This window comes from Microvirga vignae (assembly GCF_001017175.1).
GTDB classification, from domain to species: Bacteria; Pseudomonadota; Alphaproteobacteria; order Rhizobiales; family Beijerinckiaceae; genus Microvirga; species Microvirga vignae.
In genome coordinates this window covers 20,892-47,410 of record NZ_LCYG01000042.1, presented here as the reverse complement: position 1 = coordinate 47,410, position 26,519 = coordinate 20,892, and the positions used below count along the sequence as shown (strand labels likewise).

The window sequence follows — 26,519 nt, the reverse complement described above, 5'->3', positions numbered from 1 at the left end:
GGGCGTCAGGTCAATGGGTTTGTGAGAAACGCGAGCAACCGGTGCCAGCGATCCTGAGGCTGTCCTTTCTGATCTTGTCCTGCGCCCTGATTCTATCAGGTCTGGCGCTGGCGGGGGCTGCCTATACCCGAAACTCGGAAACCCTTGTCGTCGCTCTGGCCCTCTTCCTGTCGGTTGCAGCGGGGGCTCCTTTGCTGGTGGGGCGGCAGGTCCGCAGGATCCTCAAGCGAAAGAAGCCGGTTATCAATGATGCGTCCATCTTTGAGACCATCACCGTCGAGCCGGCTGCGGCGCAGGTGGCGCTCCATTCTTCTGAAGAACCATCTCCCGTCGAGGACGAGGAAGTTCTGCGCCGCATTCAGAAGGCTCAGGCCGTCGAGCACCTGCGGGAGGGAATCATTCATGATCTCAACAACAAGCTCATGGTGATCAGCGCCAATATCGATGCGGTTGCCCGGCAGATGAAGGATCAACCATCGATCCAGCGCAAGCTGCTGTCGGCGCTCGTGGCATCCGATCAGGCTGCCAAACTCATCGCCAAGTCCGCCGCTTTCGCCCGGCAGAGTGAACCCAAGGTTCAATATCTCGACCTGTCTGAAAGAATTAATTCAGTTGCAGCCTTGATGGGGCGCTCCCTCCTGCGCGACACCGTAGAGCTGCGTGTATCGTTGGACGAGGAGCTCTGGCCGGTCGAGGCCGATTCAGATGATATCGAAACGGCAATTGTGACCTTGAGCGCCTATGTGCGCGATGCTCTGACCCAGGGTGGTGCGATCTCTCTCGAAGCGCAGAACGCGCAGGTCGAGAAGGGCTCCCTCCCGAATCTGGAGATCGAGGGTGACTTTGTTCAGCTCACGATCCGCAGCATTGCCGGGGAAAATTCCCCGGATCTGGATGAGGCTGCAGAACCGGCCTTCACGCTGCAGGACATCGATGTCTCGTCATGGCTGCGCCTGAACCGCAGCTTGCATTTCCTGCAAGGCATCGGCGGAGCCTCGAAGGTTTCCCGCAACGGCATGGATGTGGCGATCACGTTATACCTGCCGCGCGCCCAGGCCGCGACGATGCTGCCTTTCGGAGGCAATGGCGACGATGAACTGCCGAGCGAGGACATGCGACAGAATGCGGAGGTTCTCATCGTTGAGGACGAGCTCGAGGTTGCTCTCGCTCTGCAATCCACCCTGGAAGAGTTCGGCTATGTTACCAGCATCGCCACCGATGCCGCGCAGGCCATCAAGAGCCTGAATGCGCGCAGGCCCAGTCTCGTACTGACCGATATCGCCATGCCGGGCACCATGAACGGTTTCATGCTGGCCCGCGAGGTGTGTCAGATCTTCCCCGGACTTCCCGTTCTGCTGATCACAGGTAATCCGGTCGCAGCAGGTGATGCGGGCGAGTTCCCGCTGTTGCAAAAGCCCATCATCAGCCGCGATCTGCATGCCGCGATCCAGCGCCACCTGACGCCGCATGATGATGACAACAAGATCGTGCCGCTGTTCCCGCGCACGACGAAGCGCGTGAGCTGATCACGAGACCATGGCCGCAGCCGTCAAAGGAGCGGCGACTTCTTCCGCCGCCCGCACAAGCGCGGCGAACAGCCGTTGCTGCGGCTTCTTCCAGACCAGAAGCTCAGGATGCCATTGAACGCCGATGAGGAACGGCGCCTTCTCGTTCTCGATGGCCTGAACGATCCCGCTCTCGTCGCGGGCTGCGATCTTCAATCCCTCGCCGAGCCGATCCACGGATTGATGATGCAATGCATTCACGAGGCAGGGATTGCAGCGCAGGATCCTGTCTAGCCGGGAATCCGGCTCGATGGCCACACGCTTCTTCGGCAGAACCGTGCGCATCTTCGGCGCCTGAACATAGACCTCGTAGATATCCGTGTGCAGGGTTCCTCCCAGAGCCACGTTAATCATCTGCGAGCCCCGGCAGATGCCGAGGATGGGGAGTTGCTGAGGCAGCGCAGCTTTCAGGAGCGACAACTCCATCTTGTCGCGCTCCGGGTCGATGCGCACGTCGGGCAGAACCTTTCCGCCATAGATCTCCGCGCCGATATCGTCGCCACCGCCGATGACGAGGCCTTGCAAGGGCTCCTCAGGCAGGGGCTCGCCTGGCACGAGTCGAACGGAGCGCGCACCCACGCGGGCGAGCGCCAGGCGATGCATGAGGTAACTGCGCCAACCGCCACGCCTTGACGTGGTGACGCCGATCAAAGGCCTCGTCATGACCGCACGACCTGCTCCACCACGTTGGCCCAGCTTTTGTCCTCGCCTTCGAAAGCCAGATAGGTGCCGCCCACCATGTCGAGTTTCTCGCGACCGGCAGCCAAGCGCTCCACCGCCACCCAGCGGTTCCAATCCGGCGCGATGCTCCAGCCTGGGTCGCTCACGCGTGCATCGGGTAGCCGATAGTGAAAGGTCGGCCGTCCGTTGATCTTTTCGTTCGGCAGCACGGCGCGCACGCGCTCCTTGTCGAGATGATGCAAGAGCGGGAGCAGATCGAGGTCCCGGTTGCGGGTGGGGTTTGCCGCCAGATAATCATCAATGAAACGCGGGATGTCGGGCCAGTAGTCGGGCGAGGCGATCATGCGCACGTAATCTGCCGGGAACGGATCGGCGAAGCCAAGGAGATCGCGGGTGCGGTCGGGCGAGACCTCGCGGCGCAGCCAAGGGTTCAGGAGCACGAAGCTCTTCATGAAGGCTGCAAGGGTCTGAGCATCCTGACGGGGGATCTCCGGATTGAAGTGAAGCCCAAAGGCGTAGAAAGGCGCATCCTGGGTGCCCTTCGCGCCGAGCTTGCGCAGGATACCGAGAATTCGGTCGAGCTCCTGCAGGCGGTCGATGGGGGTCGGTGCCGTCACCAGCTCGCAGGGCACGAGATAGCTTGCGGCAAAGCCGAAGAGGGCCGCGATCTTGGGTAGCACGCCTTTCTGGCTGCCTGCGCTCTTGCCCGGATGCAGGAAGCGGCTGTCGAGCTCGACCGTCAGCTCGCCGATAGCTGAATCCTTCAGGGCGAAGGAATGCGGGTCCACCTCGATGAGCCGGCCGCCCAGCGCTTCCTGCAAGGCTTGCACCGTCTTCTCGGCGGAGGGCCCCACGAACTCGATCTCCACGCCGACCGTGCGCACCTCGCCCTGCTCGTTGCAAAGCACGGGAGGCGCAAGAAAATCGATCGACGTGGGAAGCGCAGTCTGCGCCATCGGGAACTCCGGCAGAACGCGAAAGCGTGAGGCGTGGGAGTGAACGGGCGCGGTTTAGCTGAGTTCCTTGTTTTTGCTTTCTCCCCCTCTTTTCGAGGCCATGGTGTGGCTTTCAGGGCTTCCTTTGGGTAAGAACCGGCCATCATGATCGCGAAAAATGAGACATTCGATAAATCCGCCTGGCTGGCGGAGCTGCGGGCCACGCTGTCTTTGGGCTGGCCGCTGATTCTGACCAACGTGGCGCAGAACGCCCTGATGACATCGGATGTCATCCTCATGGGATGGCTCGGCTCCGAGGCCCTGGCGGCCGGTGCGCTCGGCACGAATCTTTATTTCGCCTTCCTGATTTTCGGCATCGGCCTCATGAGCGCAACCTCGCCTCTGATTGCCGAGGAACTGGGTCGCAGGCGTCACTCCGTCCGCGAGGTGCGCCGTACGGTCCGGCAGGGATTCTGGGCGGCGCTCACTGTTGCGGTGCCGATCTGGATCGTCTCCTGGAACGGCGAACTCATCCTCCTCGCCATGGGGCAGGAGCCGAGGCTCGCGCATGAGGCGGGCGAGTACATGCGCGCGCTCCAATGGAGCCTGCTGCCGTTCCTGCTCTATCTGGTGCTGCGCTCGTTCCTGGCCGCATTGGAGCGTCCCGGTTGGCCCCTCATCATCGGCATTCTTGCTGTGCCGGTGAACTTAGGGGCCGCCTATTGCTTCATGTTTGGCAAGTTCGGCATGCCTCACCTCGGCCTGATCGGCGCAGGCGTCGGCACGGTGGTGTCGAGCACCTTCATGTTCGTGGCCCTGGCCCTTGTGATTGGCCTCGATCCGAAGCTCAGACGCTATCACATCTTCGGACGCTTCTGGCGCTCCGACTGGCCGCGTTACCGGACGCTTTGGCGCATCGGCGTGCCCATCGGCCTGACGCTTGCCTTCGAGGTCACGATCTTCAATGCGGCGGCGCTGCTCATGGGACGCATCGGTGCCAATGAGCTTGCCGCTCATGCCATTGCCCTGCAGATCGCATCCTTCTGCTTCATGGTGCCCTTCGGATTGAGCCAGGCGGCGACAGTGCGCGTGGGCAGGGCCTATGGCGCGCAGGATGCAGCGGGCGTGACGCGGGCGGGCTGGACCGCTTTTGCTCTTGCGGCGAGCTTCATGATCGTTACCGCATCTCTCATGCTCTTCGCGCCGCACCTGCTGCTGAGCGCCTTCCTGGATCTCAGCGATCCGAAGAACGCGCCGGTGATCGGCTTTGCCGTTTCCTTCCTGATCATGGCTGCGATCTTCCAGCTCGCCGATGCCTCGCAGGCCGTGGGCGCTGGCATGTTGCGCGGTTTGCAGGATACACGCGTACCGATGATCTATGCGGCCTTGGGCTATTGGGGCATCGGTCTCCCGCTCGGCGTGATCCTGGCCTTCGGCACGCCGCTTCGCGGTACCGGCATCTGGATCGGCTTGGCGATGGGGCTTGGCGTCGTCGCCTCGCTGATGCTCTGGCGTTGGGTGCGTCGTGACCGACTCGGCCTTGTCACGGCCGTGCCGCAGGATGTTCAGGAGGCATTCGCGAGCTGAGAGATCGGCTTTGAGAGATCGACCGGTGCGAGTAGCGCGCTCGATGCCTGCGCAGAATCCGCGTGACGCTGCAAGAAGAACGGTGAGGGCGGACGATCCTCGGTCATGCGGCGTCCTCTCGTCGGAGCGAATGTTGACGAGAGACGTGGGCTCCGGCTCCAAGGGCATGATGCAGGGCCAACACCGCTTCTTCCCCCGAGGCGACGGCACTTTCAATGGTGGCCGGGAGCACGCCGATCCAGTCGCCAGCCAACGCCAAATTGGCGAGGGGTCGCAGCGGCGGCTGTGGCAGCGGCATTGCGGCCTGACGGATGGTGGCGCGCTTCTCCTTCACGATGCGGGCCTCCGGCTGGCGATCAGTCTCAGCGTCGAGGCCCAATTCTCGCAGCGTGGGTGCGATCTCACGCCAAACTGATCGCGAGATCCGTGCTGTTCCGGCAAATCACTGCATCCGCGGCCGAGATCGTGACGCTTACATGATCACGACGCACAAGACGCCATTGTGTCAATGCTCCGGTAAAACCAATGAAGCGAGGCTTCTCGAGACCTGTGAGACGGAAATGAATATTGAGGATTGCCTCGAACCGCTGCGGCACAGGCAACACAGGGATCAGGCGTTCAACTTCATAGGGCGGTAGCGCCAGGATCACACAATCCTCAGGACCAAGGGCGACCGTGCGATCCGTCAGGCTCAAGCCGATGACGCGCTCACCATTGGTCAGAAGGTGTCTCAGGCGCTGTCCCGTCAGGATAGAGACGCTTCGTGCCTGCAGGGCTGCGACCGCTGGTTGGATCAGATCCTCGCCTAAACCATTCTTCGCCACCAGTAGCCGGCCTGAGCGCGGCCACAGCAGACGCCGCAATGCGAGAGCAAGCCGCTTGGCCGAGGCGACATTCGGCGGCGTGTTGAGAACGGCGACCGTGAGAGGGCCGATCAGACTGTCCATGATGGGCCTGTCGCCGATGATGGAGCCCACGGAGCATTCCTGTGCCGGAAAGGCGAGGCGCACGATGCGCGAGAGATCGGCAAGGCCCAAGCCTTTCGGGCGTCGCGACGGCCACAGCCAGGACCAGGGCGACAGACCGATGCGTTGCTTGGTTCCCGTGCGCATATCGTGAATGGGAAGTCCTTTCGGCTCCGGCTCGATCCATCTGTCCCTCGCCCCAACGGCTTTGAGGAGGTTCAGCGCATGCCGGTTCGCCGTGAACAGCACATGGGTGCCGTTGTCATGAGGAAAGCCAACAGTAGGATGCAGCGTGCGGCAGCGCCCGCCCGGCTGCGGGGCCGCCTCGTAGAGAATGGCCTCGCCTCCTTCCTTCGTGACGGCGAGGGCGGCGCTCAGGCCGGCAATGCCGGCGCCGACGATATGGATGCGTCTCGCCGTCATGCGGGCCTCATAGCACGGGAGAGGAGACGCAGTTTGTCTGCTGTCCTCAGCTGGAGTTTCCCTTGGCGTACGCCCCAGCCGCGGGCGGTGAGCCGTTCGAGAACGCGACGGTAATTCTCCATCATCAGGATCGCAGGCTTGAGGGGCGCCCGATCAAGGCGCGTCAAGGCTTCGTCCGCGGAGGCAAAGCCTGCACGAGCCTCTTCGGCCAAAGTTTCGCACACACGGGCGAAGCGTGGATCGGCGACGAGGACGGCAGCCGGCGCATCCTTCAGGCCGAGTTGGGCAAGACGCGAGAGCGGAACATAAACCCGCTCTCGCGCAGCATCCTCATCCACATCCCGCCGAATGTTCACGAGCTGCAGGGTGTGTCCGAGATCAAGCGAAGGCGCGGGCTTTCGGCGCACCGAAGATATGCATCGAGAGGGTGCTGACAGAACCTGCCACGCGCCGTCCATAGAGCTGGAGATCGTAATCACTGGCAAGGCGCACCCGCTCGGCACTGTCGATTTCCATGCCATCCAGGAGAGAATGGCATCCCTCGATCGGCAACTTGAACAGGCTCGATGCGCGGGCGAGCTCGCGCCCAATGGGGGTTTCCGGTGCGCGATGCAGTCGGTCGATCTCCCGGCGCCATTCCCGCAAAGCTCGGATTTTTTCGAAGGCAGGGGCCGCACCATCAGCGATGTCGTCCACAGCGCGGCAGAAGGCATAGACCGCGTGAATGGCCCGGCGGCGCTCATGACTCAGGCTCTGCATGCCCAGCCGGAAGGATGAGCCCGAGCGGCGCACCGCCGCGGTGATGCGTGCATCGCCGTTGACAGGCTTGCGGATGAGACCTCCCAGTCCGGTCAGGAAGGCGCAGGCTGCATCTGCTTTGCTGACCTCGACACGCTCGACAACCGGGTCGCTGCGACGCAGGAGCTGGCTCAAGCGGTCTGCGAGGGCAATGGTCGCGATGCTTTGCGCTCGCAGCCGCTTGTTCTGCAGCCGCTCGGGCAGGATACGCGCTCGGTCGATCAGCTCATCGACACGGTGGAGCATGGTGTCGATCACGGTGCGGCGCGCTGTCGATTGTAGAGTGGAGAAGAAGGCTCCCTCGCCGCCTGTGGACATCATCCACTGAAGGGGAATGTAGATGCGTCCCAACTGCTCGTAGTCCTGGCGGCAATCCTGCAGGTGATTGAGAATTTGCAGCGCGGTGCACAGGGCATCAGCAGGGGCTTGCGCCGAGGCACATTCCTGATGGAGCTGCAGCAGAAAACGTCCCGCTGGATTGGCGGAGAGGCGGCAGTAATCGATCAGAGCCGTCCAGTCATTATAGCGGGTCTTGATGGCGTCCTGCCGGAAGGCGCGCAGCATGTCACGGGCTTGGACGATGCCGCTCTTGTGCTCCCTGGCAATCCGATAGAGGCGTGCGGCTTCAGGAACGCTCGGATCGCCTATGACGAGCGCCTGCTCGAGAGCCTCCAGGCGGGTGAGCTTCTCGGCGGCGCTGATGTTCGGCGCATCGGCAATGTCGTCGGCCACACGCACGAAAGCGTAGAAGGCAAGAATGGCTCCCCGATGCTCCGGCGATAGCGCGAGAGACGCGACGGGAAAGCTCTCGTCCTTCGGTGTTTTCGTTGCTTCTATCCTCGGTCTGTCGATCACGTCATCCCACCGGAAAGAGCCTGCCCATCCATCCCGTCCGACGTGCTCCTCCGATCCGCAGGAGAACGCTCCATTGGATTGCAAGGCCTGTGAGGATGGTGATGGGCAGAAGAATGGAGAGGGGACTTTCGCGCGCTGCGATTGTCACCATGGCGCGTGTCGCAAACGAAAGCAGGGCAGCCCAGCGGATAGAGGAAGAACGTGGGGCCCAATATCGAATTTGTAGCCACCGGGTGCATGAATCGTTCGCGTACGACCGCCCAAGGCCGTTTCGCTTTTGAAGACTGTGACGGAAATGCCTTCGCGTGCCAGCCGCATGGCCGAGGCGAGGCCGCCGGGGCCTGCGCCGACGATGGCCACACGCGGCGGGTGCAAGGCATTCGGCATGGATCGGCAACCCTCGGTGCTGCTGGTTACAGGAAAAACCCGTAATCCAACTCAATTAGAACAGCCGAGTTCGGCAACCAGAGGCAAAGCTCCAAAAGAGGTAGAAATTCGAGAATTGCTCAAGGAGAATGAAACTGTATCCAGGCTATTTCTGGCTGAGTTGCACCCATCACAGGCTATAGATCCAATTAATCCACTGGCTCAAAAGTATGAGCATGCAAGGCGAAAATCGAAGCGCCTTATTCTTGCCTTTTTAAAGTTGAGCTTCACTTCCAATTAAAACGGAAGGGGAGACTATTTTTGAAGAACATCCTCACCCGCGTGTCAGCAATGGTGCCACTTCTATTCGTTGCCGCATGCAATACGACTGCTTCCAATGATCCCACAACCACGGGATCCATCTCGCAAGCCAGCCTGGGTCAGGAATTTCAGAGGGGCACCGCCTCCTGGTACGGCCCCGGCTTTCATGGCCGCAAGACCGCCAGCGGAGAGCGGTTCAACTCCTACGATATGACGGCCGCCCACCGTTATCTGCCCTTCGGCACGAGGCTTAGGGTCGTGAACGAATCGAACGGCCGCTCGGTCGTCGTCCGCGTCAATGATCGAGGGCCTTTCGCTCACAGACGCATCATCGATCTGGCCAAGGGACCGGCCCAGGCCTTGGGTCTGACCGCCACCGGCACCGGCTATGTTTCCCTGCACAGGCTCAACTAGGGGCCTACCTCGATGGAGTTAGGCGCTTCTTAATCCCTTGCGGCGATTCTTGGCCCGATTCGGGACCAAGGGTTGCTTACATGGAATCGAGATCGTCTCAGCCGACGAACGTTATCCGCTTTCCGGGCATGCGCTCGTTGGCCAATCCGCGCCGTGATCAGAAGAGCCTCATGGATGCGGTTTATGCCGCAGGCTCGTTGCCGGTTTCGGCGGATGACCGAGCAACCAAGGATATGGCGACGAAGCTCAACATCTTCGGCTTCGTCGTGATCGACGAGGTGCTCTCCGACGGCACGGCCCGCCGCCTGCGCCCGTCCGAGGCGTTCCAGGCTTCGACACGCCACCCGTGGCGTGTCTCGAAACCGTCGAGCCGCTACCGGGTCGATGAGGATTGGCCTGAAACGGATCAGGATCTTTTTGCTGCTCTTCTTGCCTGATCTTTCAGGGCTCGCCTTTCTTCTTTCCTGAACTATTTCCTGCTGCATCGCACAGGGCTTCGTAGAAGTCCTGTGGTTGCTTCATGCCGCAGGATAAAGGCGATGCATCTGGTGCAGATCCTTCTGCCGATGGCCGACAATGCAGGCCGCCGCTTCGATGGAAAGGCTTACGGGCGTGTTCGCTCCGAATTGTCGGAGCGGTTCGGCGGCATCACCAGTTTTACCCGCGCGCCAGCCGAAGGCGTTTGGAAAGAGGGTGGTCATACCTCCCATGATGATATTGTCGTGTTCGAAGTGATGGCACGCGAACTCGATCACGCCTGGTGGGAAAACTACCGCGCCGAGCTTGAGCGCCGCTTCCAGCAGGAAACTATCGTCATCCGCGCCATCAAGGTCGAAATGCTCTAACGGCGGAACCTGAGCCGTGTCGCCCCGCTTGTTGTCTCAACAAGCGGAGTAGCGCCATGTCTAAACCTCTCGTCGTTTCAATCCCTCATAACCTTGGCAAGGCCGAGGCTTTGCGCAGGCTGCAGGGCGGAATGAGCAGCCTCAAGTCGCAGTTCGGCGACAAGATTGCGTCCATCGATGAAAGCTGGGCCGGAGACCGCATGGACTTCCGTGTCGGAGCCATGGGGCAGAACGTGAACGGCAATGTCCAGGTGATGGAAGAACAGGTGCGCGTGGAAGTGCAGCTACCGTGGATCCTCGCCATGGTTGCTGAAAAGGCAAAGACCTTCATCCAAAAGCAAGGAACCCTGATGCTGGAGAAGAAGTGATACGAACGATCATCATGAATAGTCGTTCACGAACATGAATGCAGTTGGAACCAAATAGCACCCATTGCGTTGGATAAACGATTGCGCCCGTGACCCTTCTCCGGTGCGCTTCACTAAAGTCATAGCTTTCATTCGCCCCGGACTGTGATTTTCCGTCCGACCGTGACACACATCTGTAGTTTGAGGATCGCGCTATGCATGAGCGTTTGATGACGCAGCCGCATGCCCTCCGTTCGCCTTATCAGGCCAGTTCCGAAAAGCCTCTCCTCGTCTGTTTCTCGCACCTTCGATGGGATTTCGTCTGGCAGCGTCCGCAGCATCTGCTTAGCCGCGCCACCAAGCATTACGATGTCCTGATTCTTGAAGAACCCATGTTCAAGGCCGGCATCAAGCCGCATATGGACGTGAGCACTCGCCCGCAGGGCGTCACCATCGCCGTGCCGATGCTGCCGGAAGGCCTCTCACAAGAGGACATCATCGCCGAGCAGCACGATCTGATAGAGGGCTTGATCGGACGGGAGTCCAATGGCTCGCGCGTATTCTGGTATTACACGCCGATGGCCATGGCTTTCACCAGCGATTTCGAGTGTGATCTGTGCATCTATGACAATATGGACGAACTGTCGCTCTTTCGTGGTGCGTCGCAGCAATTGCTCGATCTCGAGGGCGCCCTCTTTTCGCGCTGTGATCTCGTGTTCACCGGCGGCATGAGTCTTTATGAAGCCAAGAAGAACCGCCATCGGAGCGTCCACGGTTTTCCGTCCTCCATCGACTTCAACCATTTCTCGCAGGCGCGTTCGATCCATCAGGAGCCAGAGGATCAGGCGCATATCCCGCATCCGCGCCTTGGGTTCTTCGGCGTGGTCGACGAGCGTATGGACATCGACCTTCTGGCCGAGGTTGCGGACCGTCGCCCCGATTGGCAGTTCATCATGATCGGTCCGGTTGTGAAGATCGATCCCGCTACCCTGCCGCAGCGCTCCAACATTCATTGGCTCGGCGGTAAGCCCTACAACGAGCTGCCGCATTATCTCTCGGGCTGGGATGTCGGCTTCATGAACTTCGCGCTCAACGAAGCGACAAAATTCATCAGCCCGACCAAGACCCCCGAATTCCTCGCCGCCGGCGTGCCGGTGGTCTCGACGCCCATCACGGATGTGGTGAAGCCCTATGGCGAAAAGGGTCTCGTCGAGATCGCACGCGATGCGGAGGAGGTGGTCGCCAAGGTCGAAACCATCTTAGGCCGACCGAAAGAGGCTTGGCTTGCCAAGGTCGACCGGCATCTCGCTCAGGGGTCATGGGACAAGACGTGGGCCTCCATGCACAAACTTATGCTCGACACCACAGGCGAAACGACGGCGGACCGTCCTGCCGCTGCCTCCCTTCCCATCTATGCCACCACGCCTGCGGAGTAATTTGAATGTATGATTGGCTTATTGTCGGCGCCGGTTTTGCCGGTAGTGTTCTGGCCGAGCGTCTTGCAACCGAGCGAAATGAACGCGCCCTTCTCATCGACCGCCGCAACCATATTGGCGGAAATGCTTATGATCGTTACGATGACAATGGGCTCCTGATCCACCAGTACGGCCCTCACATCTTCCACACCAATTCGAAGCAGATCTTCGACTATCTTTCGCGCTTCACCGAGTGGCGTTTCTACGAGCACCGGGTGTTGGCCGAAGTGGACGGCATGCAGGTGCCGATTCCGATCAATCTCGACACCGTCAACAAGCTCTATGGTCTCAATCTCACCTCCGAGCAGCTGCAGGATTGGTTCGCCGAACGCGCCGAGAAGATCGGTGAAATCAGGACGTCAGAGGATGTGGTGGTCTCGACAGTGGGGCGCGAACTCTACGAGAAGTTCTTCCGCGGCTATACCCGCAAGCAATGGGGCCTCGACCCGTCGGAACTCGACAAGTCGGTGACCTCGCGCGTGCCGACCCGCACGAACCGGGATGACCGCTACTTCACGGACGAATTCCAGTTCATGCCGAAACACGGCTACACTCGGATGTTCGAGAAGATGGTGAGCAACCCGAACATCCACATCATGACGCAGACGGATTATGAAGACATCAGGCACATCGTGCCGCATCGCCGCGTCATCTATACCGGTCCCATCGACGAGTATTTCAATTACCAGTTCGGGAAGCTGCCCTATCGTTCGCTCCGTTTCGAACATGTCACCCTTAACAAGCTGTGGCATCAGTCCGTGGGCGTGGTGAACTATCCACAGACGCACGATTACACCCGCGTGACGGAATACAAACATCTCACGGGCCAGGAGCATGCAAAGACTGCTCTGACCTACGAGTATCCGTCTGCTGAAGGCGACCCCTACTATCCGATTCCGAAGCCTGAGAACCAGGAACTCTTCAAGAAGTATGAGCGCTTGGCTTTGGCAACTCCCGATGTATGGTTCGTCGGCCGCTTGGCGACCTATCGCTACTACAACATGGACCAGATCGTCGGCCAAGCGCTCGCCACCTTCCGGCGCATCAACGAAGCTCTCCCGGTTGGTGCGGATACGTCGAGCGTCAAGGCCATGCCGTCATCGGCTGCAATGATGTCATGACGGATATGATTCATCGAACAAATTGCTCTGAGCATAGTTTTTGAACGTTCGGTAAAAAGTTAGCTCGGAGCTGAATGATGAAGCGATCCCTGGAGCTTTGGGGCGGAATCGAATGTACCGTTGCGCGTGTTGGCGACGATTACCGCGACCAAGGCCTGGAGACTGGGTACACCAATCGCATCGAGGATCTCGATCGTATTGCTGAACTTGGAATCCGCACGCTGCGACACCCGGTTCTCTGGGAGACGATCTCTCCCGAGAGCCCGGACCGCACGGATTTCACGTGGCACGACGAGCGACTGGACCGGCTTCAGAAGCTCGGGATCCGCGCTATCGCGGGTCTGTGCCATCATGGCAGCGGCCCGAGCTACACGCATATGCTCGATCCCGTTTGGCCGGAGCTTCTGGCGCGTCATGCTGCCAATGTGGCCGAGCGCTACCCGCATCTTGATCTCTACACACCCGTCAACGAGCCGCTCACCACGGCGCGCTTCTCCGGGCTCTATGGCCACTGGTATCCGCACGGTACGAGTTATGAGGCTTTCCTCAGGATCCTCGTGAACGAATGCAAGGCCACTGTTCTGTCCATGCGTGCCATTCGCAAGGTTCGGCCGGATGCACAGCTTGTGCAGACGGACGACATGGGCAAGACCTTCTCGACTCCCTTGCTGGCCTATCAGGCCGAGCATGAGAACCAGCGCCGTTTCCTGAGCTTCGATCTCCTGTGCGGCATGGTGGATCGGGATCACCCCTGGTGGCCGATCTTCATCGAGCATGGCGTCAGCGAAGCTGATCTCGAACTCCTCCTCGAAGGCGATGCTGCGCCCGACATCATTGGCATCAATCACTACCTTACGAGCGAGCGCTACCTTGACGAGAACATGAAGCGCTACCCTGAGCACCATTGGGGAGGCAATGGGCGCCACCAATATGCGGATGCGGAAGCGGTGCGTATGCCGTTGCCGTCTGAAGATCTCGGCCCGGCAGCCCGGTTGCGCGAGGTATGGGAGCGCTACAAGCGCCCCATCGCGGTGACGGAAGCCCACCATGGCAGCTCGCGCGACGATCAACTGCGCTGGCTCGTCGAGGTGTGGAACGACGTCAACTCCTTGCGGGACGAAGGTGCTGACATTCGCGCCGTGACCGTCTGGTCGCTCTTCGGCGCGGTGGACTGGAACAGCCTTCTCACGCGACGCAACGGTTTCTATGAGGCTGGCCCCTTCGATGTGCGGGCTCCCGAACCCCGGCGTACGGCTCTGGCCCATGCCGCCGAGGCGCTGGCGAAGGCCGGCAGCTATGATCATCCCGTTCTCGACCGTGCGGGATGGTGGAAGCGCGACATTCGCTTCTACAAGCGTCCCCCTAAGCAGTCTCGCTCCTGCTGGCTGGCTGACGAGCCGCGCCAGCTTCTGATTACGGGCGCGACCGGAACTCTGGGGCGTGCCTTTTCGCGGCTTGCCGAGTTCCGCGGCCTCAACCATGTGCTGCTATCGCGCAACGACATGGATATTGCAGATGCAAAGAGCGTGAAGAAGGCTCTTGCCTGCCACAGGCCTTGGGCCGTCATCAACACCGCGGGTTATGTGCGCGTGTCGGAGGCTGAAGACGATGCCGCAGCCTGCTTCCGTGAGAATGCTGTGGGGGCTGAGATCCTGGCGAAGGCTTGCGCGGATCTTGGCATCCCGCTCGTGACCTTCTCATCCGATCTCGTCTTCGATGGAACGCTCGACAGACCTTATGTCGAGAGTGACGAGGTCAATCCCACCACGGTCTATGGCGCGAGCAAGGCGGAAGCCGAGCGGCGGGTTCTGGCCACGCACGACAAAGCCCTCATCATTCGCACGAGCGCCTTCTTTGGTCCATGGGATCGTTACAATTTCGTCTGGTCGATCCTCAATACCTTGAGCAAGGGGGAGGGCATCGAGGCCAGCGTCGATGTCGTGTCGCCGACATACGTACCCGACCTCGTGAACACGTCCCTCGATCTGCTGATCGACGGCGGAACAGGGATCTGGCACATGGCCAATATCGGTGAGATCTCCTGGCGCGACCTGGCGGCGCACGCAGCCGAGAGGGCAGGCTTCGATCCGAGCCTCGTGACAGAGGCAGGCGATCTGCCGGTTCTCAAGACGGCGCTATCGACTGAGCGCGGCATCCTCATGCCTCGGCTTGAAAGCGCGCTTGATCGCTTCTTCATCGATAGCGAGGTGGAGTGGTCGGAGGAGAACCTGAAAGTGGCCGCCGAATAGCAGCAGCAATCTTCCAAGACGCATATGAGAACGGCGCGGAGAGATCCGCGCCGTCTCTGTTTCGGATTGTCTAGGTCGATCAGGCAGCGGCTTCCGCCGCGCGCACGGCTTCTTCGAGACGGGCAGCACGGGACTCGACCGCCAGCTCCACCAGGGCATCCGTCAGCATCGTTGCAGTGGGATCGGCAAGCGGCGCATCTCGGAACAGGCGGAGCGTCGAGGCGACAAGGCGGCCGCGTCCATAGGAGCGCTCGACGCCCAGCGCGACCGGCTTGTGGATCCAGCCGACCACGAGACCGGCGAAGACGCGGGCCTGGAAATCGAGCAGGTTGCAGCCTGAGATCACGAAATCGGGCAGCACGCGGTCCATGGTCTCGTCGAGCAGCGGGCCCGACGGGAAGCGGGCGAAATGGCCCGAGCGGCGCAGCCAGCCGAAGGAGGAGGCCCAGTCGCCCGACCACAGGGTGCCGTGCCGCGACTGCACCCTCACCGCCTGCCAGTGCGGGAAGAACGGATAGAGAGTCATGTCCTCTTCCGGCAGCAGCAGGAGCTTGGCGCCGGCACGCACATGATCGGTAATCGCCTTGTTGTGCGTGCGGGAAACGATCAGCGTCGATTCCTCGAAGGCGCGCGCCATGGTGTAGCCGAGAGCGCGGAAGCGCTCGCGGATGTCCTCATCCGGCGACCACACCAGCTCCCGCACATGCATAGGCCTTGTGCGCTTCGGGTGAATGGAGATGTCATGGTGGTTCTGCGCGATGAGGCGACCATCGGATGCGCGTAGCGTAAAGCTGATACGCCGCAAAGATGCCTCGTCCATCTCCGGCAGCTGGATCTCGATGCGGCCAAGATCGAGCACATCCGGCGCTTCGATGCGCGGCAAGTCGACCTGCTGCATCTCGTTGCAGATGCCGATCTCGAGTTTGCAATCCTCCAGAGCCGGACCCGCGCCATGCGCGACCGCAAGTTCCAAAGCGACCGCCTCGCCGGACCAATAGGAGGCGCGCTCCCATTTCGGCACGATCACCGTATCCGTGTTGAAGATGTGGAACAGCTCGTGGAACACGCGAGTATTGCGGCGCATGTCGAGAAGGCCGTTCGATTCCCAGTGGCAATCGTGCAGTTCGGTGATCACGTAGCCAGCCAGGTTGGGCTTCCGGCGCATGGCCTCGATCTCATACTTGAAGGCGCGGAACTGCTGCCATTGCGCGGCGATCACGAAACGACGCAGATCGCCGAATACGCGATCCAGGCTCCAGTCCGAGAAGCGATTCTCGACACCGTGGGCATACATCACGCCCTCGCCCCAGTCGTGACCGGTTTCGAACCACCAGGGTTCCTCGCCCTTGGCATCACGCAAATCCTTCGGATAGGGCAGGCCCCAGTTACCGAACTCGGAGCACATGAGCGGCTCGCGTCCGGTAATCACCGCATCGCCATGGGGCGAATAAAGCCAAGAGGCGCGGTTCGAGAGTTCATCAACGAACTGATCCCATTGTGCGCGGTGGTCGGGATACGCAGCATAGAAGTGATAATCCGCGATGTCGGACTCCACGTGGAAGCTCGGGGCGAGCGGCGAGTTGTCGACGACGAGGCGTGTCGGGTCATAGGCTTTGAGCCACGCGAAGGTGCGCTTGAGCCAGTCGCGGTGATCCGCATCGTTGACGAGGTCGACGCCCCAGTTTTCGTTGATGATCGTCCAGATGATGATGGACGGATGGTTGCAGTCGCGGTCGACGATGCCTTTCAGGAGCTTTTCCTTGCGTCCGCGCGAACGGTCGGTGGCCATGCCGCCGTTGGGAAGCTCCGTCCAGATCAGCATGCCCATGCGGTCTGCGGTTTCGTAGTAGCGCGGATCCGCTGCCTTGATGTGGCAGCGCAGGCAGTTGAGTCCGAGTTCTTTCGCCTTCCGGAACTGATCCTCCAGGAATTCCACCGACGGAACGGTGCAGATCGTGTCCGGGTAGTAATCCTGGTCGAGCGCGGCGCGCAGATAGAGCGGCTTGCCGTTGAGATAGAACTTGCCGTTGCGCGTCTCGATGGTGCGGAAACCGAAATTGTCGGCGATTTCGTCCTTCACCTCGCCACCGCGAATGAGCTGCAAGCGGACGCGATAGAGGTTCGGATGATCAGGCGACCATGGCTGCACATCCGGCACCGTCAGCTCGAACGGCATGCTGGTGACGCCGACTTGCGTCTCATGCATCTCATCGACCGCGACCTGACCTGACGGATCCGTCACCTCGATGCGGATCTGCGTGGCGTTCGTGAGGGGGCGCGCGAAGAACACGCCCGACGTCACGACACCTGTCGCCAAATTCGGTACGAGGCGCACGCGGTTCATGTGATCGGGAATGCGACGTTCGAGATAGACCGACTGCCAGATGCCGGAGAGCGGGCCATACCAGCTCTGCTTGCCGAACGGGATTTCGGCAAAGGGCGAATCCGGGAACTCGGCCGGGTTGTCGGTGGGCGAGTCCACACGCACCTTGATCTCGTTCGATCCCGGCTTGAGGTGAGGAGTCACATCGAACGAGAAGGGCAGGAAGCCGCCCTCATTGTGGCCCACCGCCTCACCGTTGATGAAGACCTTCGTGTTGTGGAAGACGGCGCCGAACCGGATCCAGATGCTGTCGTGCAGCCACGTTTCCTCGATTTCGATCGTCCTGCGATAGATGCCGATCCCCGCCCGCATGCGCAGGTCCGAGAACTGGGCCTGCCAGGGACTTGGCACCACGATCTGGCGAACCTCCGCCGGGCCGGACAGGCGATCATCGGCCACGTGCAAAAATTCCCAAGTCCCGTCCAGACTGATGCGATTGTCCTGCATGATTTCTCCTTGAATCAGAGATTACCCAAGGGCGCCCAAGACGGCGAAAAAATGGCTTCGGGCCGGGAGACGAAAGCCATGCCGGGGGGTGCGACAATCGATGCTTCCAAAGCCTGCCCAAACCATCGACCCCTCGTCTCTGACACTGGTTAGTGGCCCGTCTCGAACAACGGCGAAACGCTGCATTGGATCCAGGGGAGGGTCTCTGAATGCTTGCTGGCGACGTGCGGATGCTTGGCAGGAACCGCCCCTCGTATCTGGCGTTGCCCTGATAACGCCGAGCCTTGCTGCTCGCCCTGAAACCCATGCTTTCCAAAGAGGCTTGAGATGGCTCAACAAATTCCCGACGATCGCGCCCGCCAGGGTGCCTCCGGCCGCCCGGTTCTGGGCGTGTTGCTCGGTTCGCTCCTGCTGCTCGTCATCGCCGTGGGCGGCTACTTGATCTGGGCAGGCTCGCAATCTCCTGATGATCCCGGTACGGACGCCGCTCGTTCGGCCACAACCGGTTCGACCACCGGTTCCTCCGATGCCAATCCCACGAACCGGATCACGCCCGCGAACCCGGCTTATCCCGTGCCGGAGGCCAAGCCCTCGGCCAACGAACCGGCGCAGCGGTAAAAGACAAAATTCTTCGAGAAAGCCTGGGGGCACCCAGCCGCCCAGGCTTTTTTGTTGCGCTTCGGCTGCCCGGCGGCGAGTTTTCGCCTTATTGATTCGCAAAGAACCGGCTCCCAAGGGAATGCGATAAGGCGGACTGAATGACAGGGATTGGACTGAAGCGGCTCTTTTCTGCCGCGATCATTGCGTGCGGCCTGACCTCGGGAGGCTTGGCTCTAGCCCAGCAGGCGCAAACGCCACCCCGGGCCCAACCCCAGGCTCAAGCCCCTGCCGCACCTCAGGCCCCCGCGCCTCAGCAATCGGCGCCGCCTCCGGCCGCCGCCTCCGATGCGCCCGCAGCAAACGTCTCGGCTGAAACGAAAGCGGCCCGTGCCAAGCTCGATGGCTTCAAGGCGGATCTCGACCAGAAGGAGCTGGCGCTCCAGGGGCGTGTGCTGTCCGATGCGGAGCTGCAGAACCTGCGCCAGCAGATCGAACCGATCATCTCCGACATCCGCACTGTCATCGACGAGCAGGCGCCGAGGCTGGAGGCAAGCCGCCAGCGTCTCTCCCAGCTCGGACCGAAGCCCGCCAACGGCCAGCCCGAGGAAAGCGCCGATGTCGCCAAGGATCGTGCCGACCGCGAGGCTGCCGTTGCGGAGCTCGATGAAACCCAGCGTCTCGGGCGCGCGCTTCTGGTGCAGGCCGAGCAACTGAGCGCACAGATCGGCGACTTGCGCCGGGCCGGTTTCGCGCGCGCGCTCTTCGAGCAGAGCGATGGTCTCCTCAGCCCCAACCTCTGGATGAACGTGATTCAGGCGATCCCGCGGGAGCTGAAAGCCCAGCGGATCGTGCTGTCCGACGCCCTCGACCAATTGCGGCGCAACGCGACCCTTGGCGTCCTTTTCTTCCTTGGACTGGCCATCGGCGCTGCCGTCGCGCTTTATATCGGCCGTCGTTCGATCGCCCCGCGTCTCGTCCGCCGTGATCCGGCGGTCACGGATCCTCCACGTCGGAGCCGCTTGATGGCTGCCGTCGGCGTTCTCGTGCTGGGCGCGGGTCCCGCCATTGCCGGAAGCTGGATCGTCTGGGTGGCCTTCGACTCCGCGGACGTCGTCCCGCCGCGTCTGGAGCAGGTCGTGAGATCGCTGCTCGGCGGCTTGGCCTTCATTGCCTTCGTGCGTGCGCTCATCGATGCGATTCTTGCGCCGGATCACCCGTCGTGGCGCCTCATCCCTATCCGGGACGCTTCCGCTGCGCGCATCATGCGCTTCTCCGTCACGCTCGCCACCGTCATGGTCGTCGGCAAGGTGATCGAAGCCTTCAACAAGGCCATCGCCGCGGCCCTGCCGATCACGGTGATCACCAGGGCGGTTTTCGCGCTGGCCGTGGCGCTTCTCTTCGCGGAATTGCTGCGCCGGTTTGCGACGCGAGAGAGTCAGGATGAAGCCTGCCTAGGTCCTTACGTTCCACAAGAGGTCGATATCGGCGGTCCGGTGCGAAGCCTCGGCTGGTTCGTCGTGACTCTTGTCCTCGGCAGCGTGCTGGGCGGCTACACGGCTCTTGCTTCCTTCGTCGTCGAGCAGGCGGTCTCGATCTCAACCATCATCGCCATGCTGATCCTCGGCATTGCGTTGGCCGATGAGTTCATCGGCGGGTCGCTGCGTGGACAGAGCAGGCTTGCCACGACATTGCAGGCCAATACGGGTATCCGCCGTCGCTCCCTGGAGCAGATCGGCGTGCTGGCGAGCGGCATCGCGCGGCTCGCGCTTATCGTCATTGCCATCCTGTTGGTCCTGTTGCCCTGGGGCATCGAATCCACGGATGTCATGAGTTCGCTGCGGGCCCTGTTCTTCGGCTTCAGTGTCGGCGATGTCACGATCTCCTTGTCATCGATCCTGATCGCGGCGCTGCTTTTCGCGGCGGGTTTCACGATCACGCGCATCATTCAGCGTTGGCTCGACAACACCTTCCTGCCGGCCACCGACCTCGATGCAGGCTTGCGCAACTCGATCCGCACGGCGGCGGGCTATGTAGGCGTCATCACGGCGGGCGTCGTTGCCTTCACCTATCTGGGTCTGAGCCTGGAGCGGCTGACTATCGTCGCCGGTGCCCTGTCGGTGGGTATCGGTTTCGGTCTGCAATCAATCGTCAACAACTTCATCTCAGGCCTGATCCTCCTCTGGGAGCGCCCGATCCGTGTGGGCGATCTCGTGGTCGTGGGCGATGGCGAGGGCTATGTGCGCCGGATCAATGTGCGCTCCACCGAGATCCAGACCTTCGATCGCTCAACGCTGATCGTGCCGAATTCAAACCTGATTTCGGGCGTTGTGCGCAATCGCGTGCGCAACGACCGCGTCGGGCGCGTGCTCGTTTCGGTTCCCGTGCCGCGCGCAACCGATCCTGATTTGATGGCGGACATCATGCGCCGCGCAGCGCTGGCGCATCGCGAGGTGATGAGCGAACCCAATCCGCGCGTGCTCTTCAAGAAGGTGACGGAGAACACGATCGACTTCGATCTCGTCTGCTTCGTGGACGACATTGATGCGGCGGCCCGCGTGTCGAGCGATATCTATTTCGATATTTTCCGGGGGCTTCGGAAGGCGGGCATTGGCGTGCCCACACCGAGCACGCCTGAGCCCGAGGAAGCCGAGGAGGCCAAGGCAGACGAGTCCAAAAAGACCGGGGATGAGGATGAAACCTTAACTCTTCTCAAGGATAAGTCACGGGCATGAAAAGCCTTATCTGTTTAAGCCTTGCCGCGTTCGTCCTGGCGGGATGCCAGTCCGATCAGCGCCAAGCCCGTTCGCAGACGCCGAGCTTCTATGCCTCGATGGCCAATCCAGGCGCTGCCGTAGATGCAGCCATGGCGCGGAACATGATCGGCGCCTATCGCCGCAACAATGGTCTGGGTCCGCTCATCCTCGATCCCGAACTGCAGGCGGCTGCGCAGGCGGAGGCAGACGCGATGGCGGCTGCCGACAGGCCGAGTTCCGCCGATGCGCTCAAGAGCCGCCTGTCCTCGGCAGGCTACGTCGCGCCGGCTGCCAATCTCTCTGCAGGCTACCATACGCTCGCCGAAGCTTTTTCCGGTTGGCGGGAAAGCCCTCAGCACAATCGTGTGTTGCTCGACTCAAAGGCAACACGGATCGGCATTGCCACGGCCTATACGCCCAATTCCAAGTACAAGGTCTATTGGGTGCTGGTCGTCGCAGCGGACAGGCGCTGATCCAAGATTTCGCCTGATTGCAAGACTTAGCCGTTCTGTCGCAGTCCGGAACTTAAACGGAAGCGTAGCTCTTTAGCTTTCAGCGCCAATGTCGGCCCGGAAAGAGTACGCTTTTAGGGACCATGCCGGACTTCGATCCCAAATTGGGCAAACAAATGCCCCCGCCTCCCGCGACAGGGAGCGATCAGGAGGTCGGTCCCGGTCAGGAGAAGACTCTGGCGAAGGAGGCGGATCACGCTGCCGCTCATCGGCCGGAGCTGCATCAGGGCCCAGAACCTGCGCAAGAGCATCGTCCCAGCATTGGACGAGAACTGTTTCTGTTGTTTCGTGACATGTTCCGGAACCGAAAGGGCTGGCCGATGCTGCGGCTTGCCATCGCCATTGTGGTCGTTCTGATCGGCAACATGATCGGACAGGTGCGCCTGAACCAATGGAACGGCGCCTTCTTCGATGCAGTGGAGAAGCGCGATGCATCCGCCTTCTTCAACCAACTCATTGTTTTTCTTGTCATCGTCGCCGCGTTGCTTGCGCTGGTTGTGGGGCAGACTTGGCTTCAGGAGCGGCTCAAGATCCGCTTAAGGCAGCGCCTCACCCAGGTTCTGCTCGATCTCTGGCTCAAGCCCAACCGTGCCTATCAGCTCGGTTTCATGGGAGAAGCGAGCGGCCAGCCCGATCAGCGCCTGCAGGAGGATTGTCGCCTGTTCTCCGAGCTGTCGACGGAGCTTGGCGTTGGGATGCTTCAGGCCTTTCTCCTGCTCGTCAGCTTCATCGGCGTCTTGTGGACGCTCTCTGGCACGACAACCTTCGTCATCGGCGGCAACGAGATCTCGATCCCTGGTTACATGGTGTGGGTTGCGATCGGCTATGCAGGCATCGGCTCTGGACTCACCTGGCTCGTGGGGCGTCCCTTGATCCGCCTCAACACGTTCCGTTATGCGCGTGAAGCCGACTTACGTTTTGCGCTCGTGCGCGTGAATGAAAGTGCGGAGAGCGTTTCTCTGTACAACGGCGAGAATGACGAGCGGCGCAGCCTCGATGAATTCGTGGAGGCGGTCCTCAAGGCAACACGCCGCCTCTCGGGGGCTCTTGCCCGCCTTACCTGGATCACATCGGGCTATGGGTGGGTCGCGATCGTGGTTCCGATCATCGCCGCCGCGCCGGGGTACTTCAGTGGGCGGTTGTCCTTTGGCGGCATGATGATGGTGGTCGGTGCCTTCAATCAGGTGCAGGCTGCTTTGCGCTACTTCGTCGATAATTTCCCGAAGATTGCCGATTGGCGCTCGGCGGTGCTGCGCGTCGCCACCTTCCGCCAGGCGGCCATCGACTTGGAAGAGGTCACGGCCGAGAACGGCAAGATCGATATTCAGCCGCACCCGAACGGCTGGCTCAGCTTTGAGGGGGTATCCATTGCATTGAGCGACGGCAGCATTCTCATCGAAGATGCAACGGCGGAAATTCAGCCCGGAGAGCGGGTGCTGATCATGGGCGAATCCGGCGCCGGCAAGAGCACGCTCTTCAGGGCGATCTCCGGTATCTGGCCCTGGGGTTCCGGCAGGATCCGCATTCCTCCCGGCAACGAGATGATGTTTCTGCCGCAGCGTCCTTATCTGCCGCTCGGAACGCTCAGGGCTGCGCTCAGCTATCCGGCTTCGCCCGATACCTTCAGCGATGCGGATATCCGTGCTGCCCTGGAGCGCTGCGGCCTAGGCGAATTTTTGGACATGCTCGACAAGCATGAGCGCTGGGACAAGACCCTCTCTCTCGGCCAGCAGCAGCGCGTCGCCTTCGCCCGCGTTCTGCTCCACAAGCCCCGCTGGGTCTTCATGGACGAGGCCACTTCCGCCCTCGACGAGGAGAACCAGGACTCCATGCTGTCCCTGTTCGATGATGAACTGAAAGGTGCAACCGTCATGTCCATTGGGCACCGTCCGGGCCTTGAGGAGTTCCATACGCGGACCCTCCACATCCGTAAGACGGAGGAGGGGGCTATCCTCCTGCCCAAGCCTCGGCTGCAGCGGGCGGCACACCCGAGGCGGAGGTGGATCGGTAGCCTCCACAAACGCTTCAGGAAACACGGCCATATTCATCCCCGTGGCGAATCTCAGCGTGAGGCGTGAGGCGGCTATGGACCCGAGCCTTGGCATTCTGAGCGAACAGGACTACGAAACTCTCTATCAGGAGCGGAGTTCTTTTGATGAGCTTCGCCACGGTTGCAGGTCGATCCCATGCGGCTGATCAGGCTATATGTGCGGGTTCTGGGCCAACTCGGGTCTGACCTGAGGGTTGGCGCCCTCTTGGCTCTGGCCAACGTCGCCCTGGCGATTTCGGCCTTTGCCGAGCCTATCCTGTTCGGCCGTATCATCGACGTTCTCACTCGCGCGCAAATTCCGGGCTCGGCTCCGGTCACCTTCTCGGTGCTGATGCCCCTGATTGCAGCCTGGGTGGCCTTCGGTCTCTTCTCCATTGGCGCAAGCGCCCTCGTGGCGCTGCATGCGGACAGGCTGGCCCATCGCCGTCGCCTCGCCGTCATCGCCAATTACTTCGAGCACGTCCTCGAACTGCCGCTCGCCTTTCACACCTCGACCCATTCGGGCCGTGTTCTGAAGGTGATGCTGGAAGGCTCGGGCGGCATGTCCTGGCTCTGGCTCGGCTTCTTCCGGGAGCATCTGTCTGCACTCATCGCGCTTGTGGTTCTCCTGCCGCTCACGGTGTTCCTGAACTGGCGGCTGGGGATTCTCCTCGTGGTGCTCGTCTGCGTATTTTCGGTGCTCACCGCCATCGTGCTGCGCAAGACCGAAACCCTGCAGGGGTCCGTCGAGCGCTACCACTCGAGCCTCGCCGAACATGCCTCTGATGCCCTCGGCAACGTGCCGGTCATCCAGTCGTTCACACGCATTGAGGCTGAGAGCCGCTCGCTGCGCACGATCATCCATCAATTGCTGCAGGCGCAGAACCCTGTTCTGTCCTGGTGGGCGCTGGCCTCGGTAGCCTCGCGGGCTTCGGCCACCATCACGGTGACCGCCATCTTCCTGCTCGGAACATGGCTGCATCTCAACGGCTTGGCGACCATCGGCGAGATCGTCATGTTCATGAGCATGGCCACGATGCTCATCGGACGTCTGGAGCAGGCTGTAAGTTTCATCAATCAGCTCTTCATGCAGGCACCGAAGTTGCAGGAATTCTTCGAGATTCTCGACACGACACCCGCCGTGCACGATCGTGCCAACGCCAAAACGGTTGCTCGCTTCAAGGGCGAAGTCGTGTTCGACAATGTGAGCTTCTCCTACGACGGCAAGCGGGCCGCCGTGCAGGACGTGACCTTCGCGATCCATCCGGGTGAGAACGTGGCGCTGGTGGGCGCAACGGGCTCCGGCAAGTCGACGACACTGGGATTGCTGCACCGGGCCTTCGATCCGCAATCCGGCTGCATCCGCATCGATGGTGACGACATCCGCGATGTGACTCTCGCTTCGCTTCGCCGCAATATCGGCGTCGTGTTCCAAGAGCCGATGCTCTTTGCCCGCACGATCCGCGAGAACCTGCAGGTCGGTCGCCCCAATGCCACGGATGCGGAAATGATCGAGGCGCTGGAGCGCGCCCAGGCGATCGAGTTCATTTCCCGTCAGGCGGACGGGCTCGATACGGTGATCGGCGAGCGCGGGCGCTCGCTCTCCGGCGGCGAACGCCAGCGCCTGTCGATTGCGCGTGCGCTGTTGAAGAACCCGCCGATCCTCATTCTGGACGAGGCGACGAGCGCACTGGATGCCGCCACCGAGCGGAAGCTGCAGCGGGCGCTCGATGAGGTGATGAAAGGTCGCACGACCTTTGTGATTGCCCATCGCCTCGCTACCATCCGCAACGCCAACCGCATTCTCGTCTTCGATCACGGCCGCATCATCGAATCCGGCACCTTCGATGAACTCGTGGCAAAGGGCGGACGCTTCGCCGAGCTCGCCCGTGCGCAGTTCATGGCGACGGACGAATCCACCTTACAGGTCGTGCGAGAAGCCGTCGCCGCTCAGGCCTGAATTCGACGGATCATGGCGCAGGCAATCGACCCTCGCACGACCGGCATCCGCCTTCAGGCCAACGGCATCACATTCCATTGCATCGAGGCCGGGCCGAAGGACGGGCCCCTCGTCCTCCTCCTGCATGGCTTCCCGGAATTCTGGTGGGGCTGGCGCTATCAAATCGAACCGCTGGCGAGCGCCGGCCTTCACGTGCTTGTGCCGGATCAACGCGGCTACAATCTCAGCGACAAGCCGGAAGGCCGCAGGGCCTACGATCTCGACACGCTGGCGAAGGATGTCGTCGCTTTAAGCGAGATGCTCGGATATGGCCGATATTCCCTCGTCGGTCACGATTGGGGCGGCCTTGTCGCCTGGTGGGCAGCGTCTCGATATCCGGAGCGAATCGAGCGGCTGATCGCCATCAACGCGCCGCATCCAGCCATTGCGGGCGCTTACATGCGCCGTCATCCCAGCCAGATGCTGAGAAGCTCGTATATCGGGTTCTTTCAGGTTCCCTATCTTCCCGAGGCTCTCTTCTCGGCCAACGATCACCGTGCGTTGAAGCGTGCGCTCCTGCGCACGAGCCGGACAGGCACGTTCTCGGAAAAGGATCTGGCAGAATACGAGAGAGCCTGGTCGCAGCCCGGCGCGCTCACAGGCATGCTGAACTGGTATCGCGCGTTGCCTCTCGGGCCTCTTCAACGCTCATCAGACAAGCTGAGGCCGCCGGTCCTTGCAATCTGGGGTATGCGCGACCGTTTCCTGGAATTCGGCTTATGTGAGGAGAGTCTGGCCTTGTGCGCCGACGGCCAAGCACAAAAGGTCGAGAAGGCAACGCATTGGGTACACCTGGAGGAGCCCGAGCTCGTCAACAGGGCGTTGCTTGCGTTTCTGAAGGCCTGAGCG

The 26,519-nt window shown here is 61.3% G+C and carries 23 protein-coding genes and 1 pseudogene; 17 read left to right on the top strand and 7 right to left on the bottom strand.

What is annotated here, in order from left to right:
• Nucleotides 1-41 precede the first annotated feature (41 nt).
• Entirely contained in the window at nt 42-1,526 is a 1,485-nt protein-coding gene (locus AA309_RS16210; RefSeq protein WP_047190061.1) for a response regulator, read from the top strand.
• Here the strand turns inward: AA309_RS16210 and AA309_RS16205 are convergent, their stop codons facing one another.
• Both AA309_RS16205 and AA309_RS16200 read right to left on the bottom strand, forming a co-directional pair.
• On the bottom strand, nt 1,527-2,228 hold the full coding sequence (locus AA309_RS16205) for a gamma-glutamyl-gamma-aminobutyrate hydrolase family protein (RefSeq protein WP_047190060.1): 702 nt from the start codon (nt 2,226-2,228) through the stop codon (nt 1,527-1,529).
• Complete coding sequence (locus AA309_RS16200; protein WP_047190059.1) at nt 2,225-3,202, bottom strand: amidoligase family protein; 978 nt, start codon at nt 3,200-3,202, stop codon at nt 2,225-2,227. The genes AA309_RS16205 and AA309_RS16200 overlap by 4 nt, the downstream gene beginning before the upstream one ends.
• Nucleotides 3,203-3,346: 144 nt before the next feature.
• Here AA309_RS16200 and AA309_RS16195 point away from each other — a divergent pair, with 144 nt between their 5' ends.
• Both AA309_RS16195 and AA309_RS34350 read left to right on the top strand, forming a co-directional pair.
• Complete coding sequence (locus tag AA309_RS16195; protein WP_047190058.1) at nt 3,347-4,768, top strand: MATE family efflux transporter; 1,422 nt, start codon at nt 3,347-3,349, stop codon at nt 4,766-4,768.
• A 130-nt stretch (nt 4,769-4,898) separates the two neighbouring features.
• Nucleotides 4,899-5,183, top strand: a complete 285-nt coding sequence (locus AA309_RS34350; RefSeq protein ID WP_150117601.1) for a hypothetical protein — start codon at nt 4,899-4,901, stop codon at nt 5,181-5,183.
• Here AA309_RS34350 and AA309_RS16185 read toward each other — a convergent pair.
• The 4 genes and pseudogenes from AA309_RS16185 to AA309_RS34345 form a co-directional block, all read right to left on the bottom strand.
• Nucleotides 5,170-6,156, bottom strand: coding sequence for a hydroxysqualene dehydroxylase (locus AA309_RS16185; RefSeq protein WP_047190056.1), 987 nt, complete (start codon nt 6,154-6,156; stop codon nt 5,170-5,172). The two genes, AA309_RS34350 and AA309_RS16185, sit on opposite strands and share 14 nt — an antisense overlap.
• Nucleotides 6,153-6,563, bottom strand: a complete 411-nt coding sequence (locus AA309_RS32120) for a squalene/phytoene synthase family protein (protein WP_052954769.1) — start codon at nt 6,561-6,563, stop codon at nt 6,153-6,155. The genes AA309_RS16185 and AA309_RS32120 overlap by 4 nt, the downstream gene beginning before the upstream one ends.
• The gene (locus AA309_RS32115; protein ID WP_052954768.1) at nt 6,535-7,809 is read right to left on the bottom strand and encodes a squalene/phytoene synthase family protein; all 1,275 of its coding nucleotides are present in this window, start codon (nt 7,807-7,809) and stop codon (nt 6,535-6,537) included. Before AA309_RS32115 ends, AA309_RS32120 begins: the two co-directional genes overlap by 29 nt.
• A gap of 185 nt (nt 7,810-7,994) precedes the next feature.
• Nucleotides 7,995-8,196 (bottom strand): annotated as a pseudogene (locus tag AA309_RS34345) (NAD(P)-binding protein); the annotation flags it as partial.
• Between AA309_RS34345 and AA309_RS34340 the strand changes: the two are divergent.
• The 8 genes from AA309_RS34340 to AA309_RS16135 all read left to right on the top strand — a co-directional run bounded on the left by AA309_RS34340 (nt 8,105) and on the right by AA309_RS16135 (nt 14,947).
• The gene (locus AA309_RS34340) at nt 8,105-8,476 is read left to right on the top strand and encodes a hypothetical protein (RefSeq protein WP_162489283.1); all 372 of its coding nucleotides are present in this window, start codon (nt 8,105-8,107) and stop codon (nt 8,474-8,476) included. The pseudogene AA309_RS34345 and the gene AA309_RS34340 sit on opposite strands and share 92 nt — an antisense overlap.
• Nucleotides 8,477-8,496: 20 nt before the next feature.
• A complete protein-coding gene (locus tag AA309_RS16165; protein WP_244470382.1) occupies nt 8,497-8,910 on the top strand; it encodes a septal ring lytic transglycosylase RlpA family protein in 414 nt (137 codons plus the stop codon).
• Nucleotides 8,911-8,990: 80 nt separating this feature from the next.
• A complete protein-coding gene (locus AA309_RS16160) occupies nt 8,991-9,347 on the top strand; it encodes a hypothetical protein (protein WP_052954767.1) in 357 nt (118 codons plus the stop codon).
• Between the two features lie 102 nt (nt 9,348-9,449).
• A complete protein-coding gene (locus tag AA309_RS16155) occupies nt 9,450-9,755 on the top strand; it encodes a hypothetical protein (protein ID WP_047190054.1) in 306 nt (101 codons plus the stop codon).
• A 56-nt stretch (nt 9,756-9,811) separates the two neighbouring features.
• The gene (locus AA309_RS16150; protein WP_047190053.1) at nt 9,812-10,123 is read left to right on the top strand and encodes a polyhydroxyalkanoic acid system family protein; all 312 of its coding nucleotides are present in this window, start codon (nt 9,812-9,814) and stop codon (nt 10,121-10,123) included.
• Nucleotides 10,124-10,332: 209 nt separating this feature from the next.
• Nucleotides 10,333-11,538 (top strand): glycosyltransferase family protein, encoded by a 1,206-nt coding sequence (locus AA309_RS16145; RefSeq protein WP_047190241.1) that lies wholly within the window; start codon nt 10,333-10,335, stop codon nt 11,536-11,538.
• Nucleotides 11,539-11,543: 5 nt separating this feature from the next.
• Nucleotides 11,544-12,698 (top strand): UDP-galactopyranose mutase, encoded by a 1,155-nt coding sequence (gene glf, locus AA309_RS16140; protein WP_047190052.1) that lies wholly within the window; start codon nt 11,544-11,546, stop codon nt 12,696-12,698.
• Between the two features lie 74 nt (nt 12,699-12,772).
• Nucleotides 12,773-14,947, top strand: a complete 2,175-nt coding sequence (locus tag AA309_RS16135; protein ID WP_047190051.1) for a family 1 glycosylhydrolase — start codon at nt 12,773-12,775, stop codon at nt 14,945-14,947.
• Nucleotides 14,948-15,026: 79 nt separating this feature from the next.
• On the opposite strand, the gene AA309_RS16130 is transcribed toward AA309_RS16135, so the two are convergent.
• Complete coding sequence (locus AA309_RS16130; protein WP_047190050.1) at nt 15,027-17,777, bottom strand: glycoside hydrolase family 2 protein; 2,751 nt, start codon at nt 17,775-17,777, stop codon at nt 15,027-15,029.
• Nucleotides 17,778-18,104: 327 nt separating this feature from the next.
• Between AA309_RS16130 and AA309_RS16125 the strand changes: the two genes are divergently transcribed.
• The 6 genes from AA309_RS16125 (at nt 18,105) to AA309_RS16100 (ending at nt 26,516) form a co-directional block, all read left to right on the top strand.
• The gene (locus AA309_RS16125; RefSeq protein WP_047190049.1) at nt 18,105-18,395 is read left to right on the top strand and encodes a hypothetical protein; all 291 of its coding nucleotides are present in this window, start codon (nt 18,105-18,107) and stop codon (nt 18,393-18,395) included.
• A 140-nt stretch (nt 18,396-18,535) separates the two neighbouring features.
• Nucleotides 18,536-21,109 carry a DUF3772 domain-containing protein gene (locus AA309_RS16120; protein WP_047190048.1) on the top strand — a complete coding sequence of 858 codons (2,574 nt, stop codon included), beginning with the start codon at nt 18,536-18,538 and terminating at the stop codon, nt 21,107-21,109.
• Nucleotides 21,106-21,603, top strand: a complete 498-nt coding sequence (locus AA309_RS16115) for a CAP domain-containing protein (RefSeq protein ID WP_047190047.1) — start codon at nt 21,106-21,108, stop codon at nt 21,601-21,603. Before AA309_RS16120 ends, AA309_RS16115 begins: the two co-directional genes overlap by 4 nt.
• A 155-nt stretch (nt 21,604-21,758) precedes the next feature.
• Complete coding sequence (locus AA309_RS16110) at nt 21,759-23,720, top strand: ABC transporter ATP-binding protein/permease (RefSeq protein ID WP_160310479.1); 1,962 nt, start codon at nt 21,759-21,761, stop codon at nt 23,718-23,720.
• Between the two features lie 108 nt (nt 23,721-23,828).
• The gene (locus AA309_RS16105) at nt 23,829-25,631 is read left to right on the top strand and encodes a glucan ABC transporter ATP-binding protein/ permease (protein ID WP_047190239.1); all 1,803 of its coding nucleotides are present in this window, start codon (nt 23,829-23,831) and stop codon (nt 25,629-25,631) included.
• A gap of 12 nt (nt 25,632-25,643) precedes the next feature.
• Entirely contained in the window at nt 25,644-26,516 is an 873-nt protein-coding gene (locus tag AA309_RS16100) for an alpha/beta fold hydrolase (RefSeq protein ID WP_047190046.1), read from the top strand.
• The last annotated feature ends 3 nt before the right edge of the window (nt 26,517-26,519 follow it).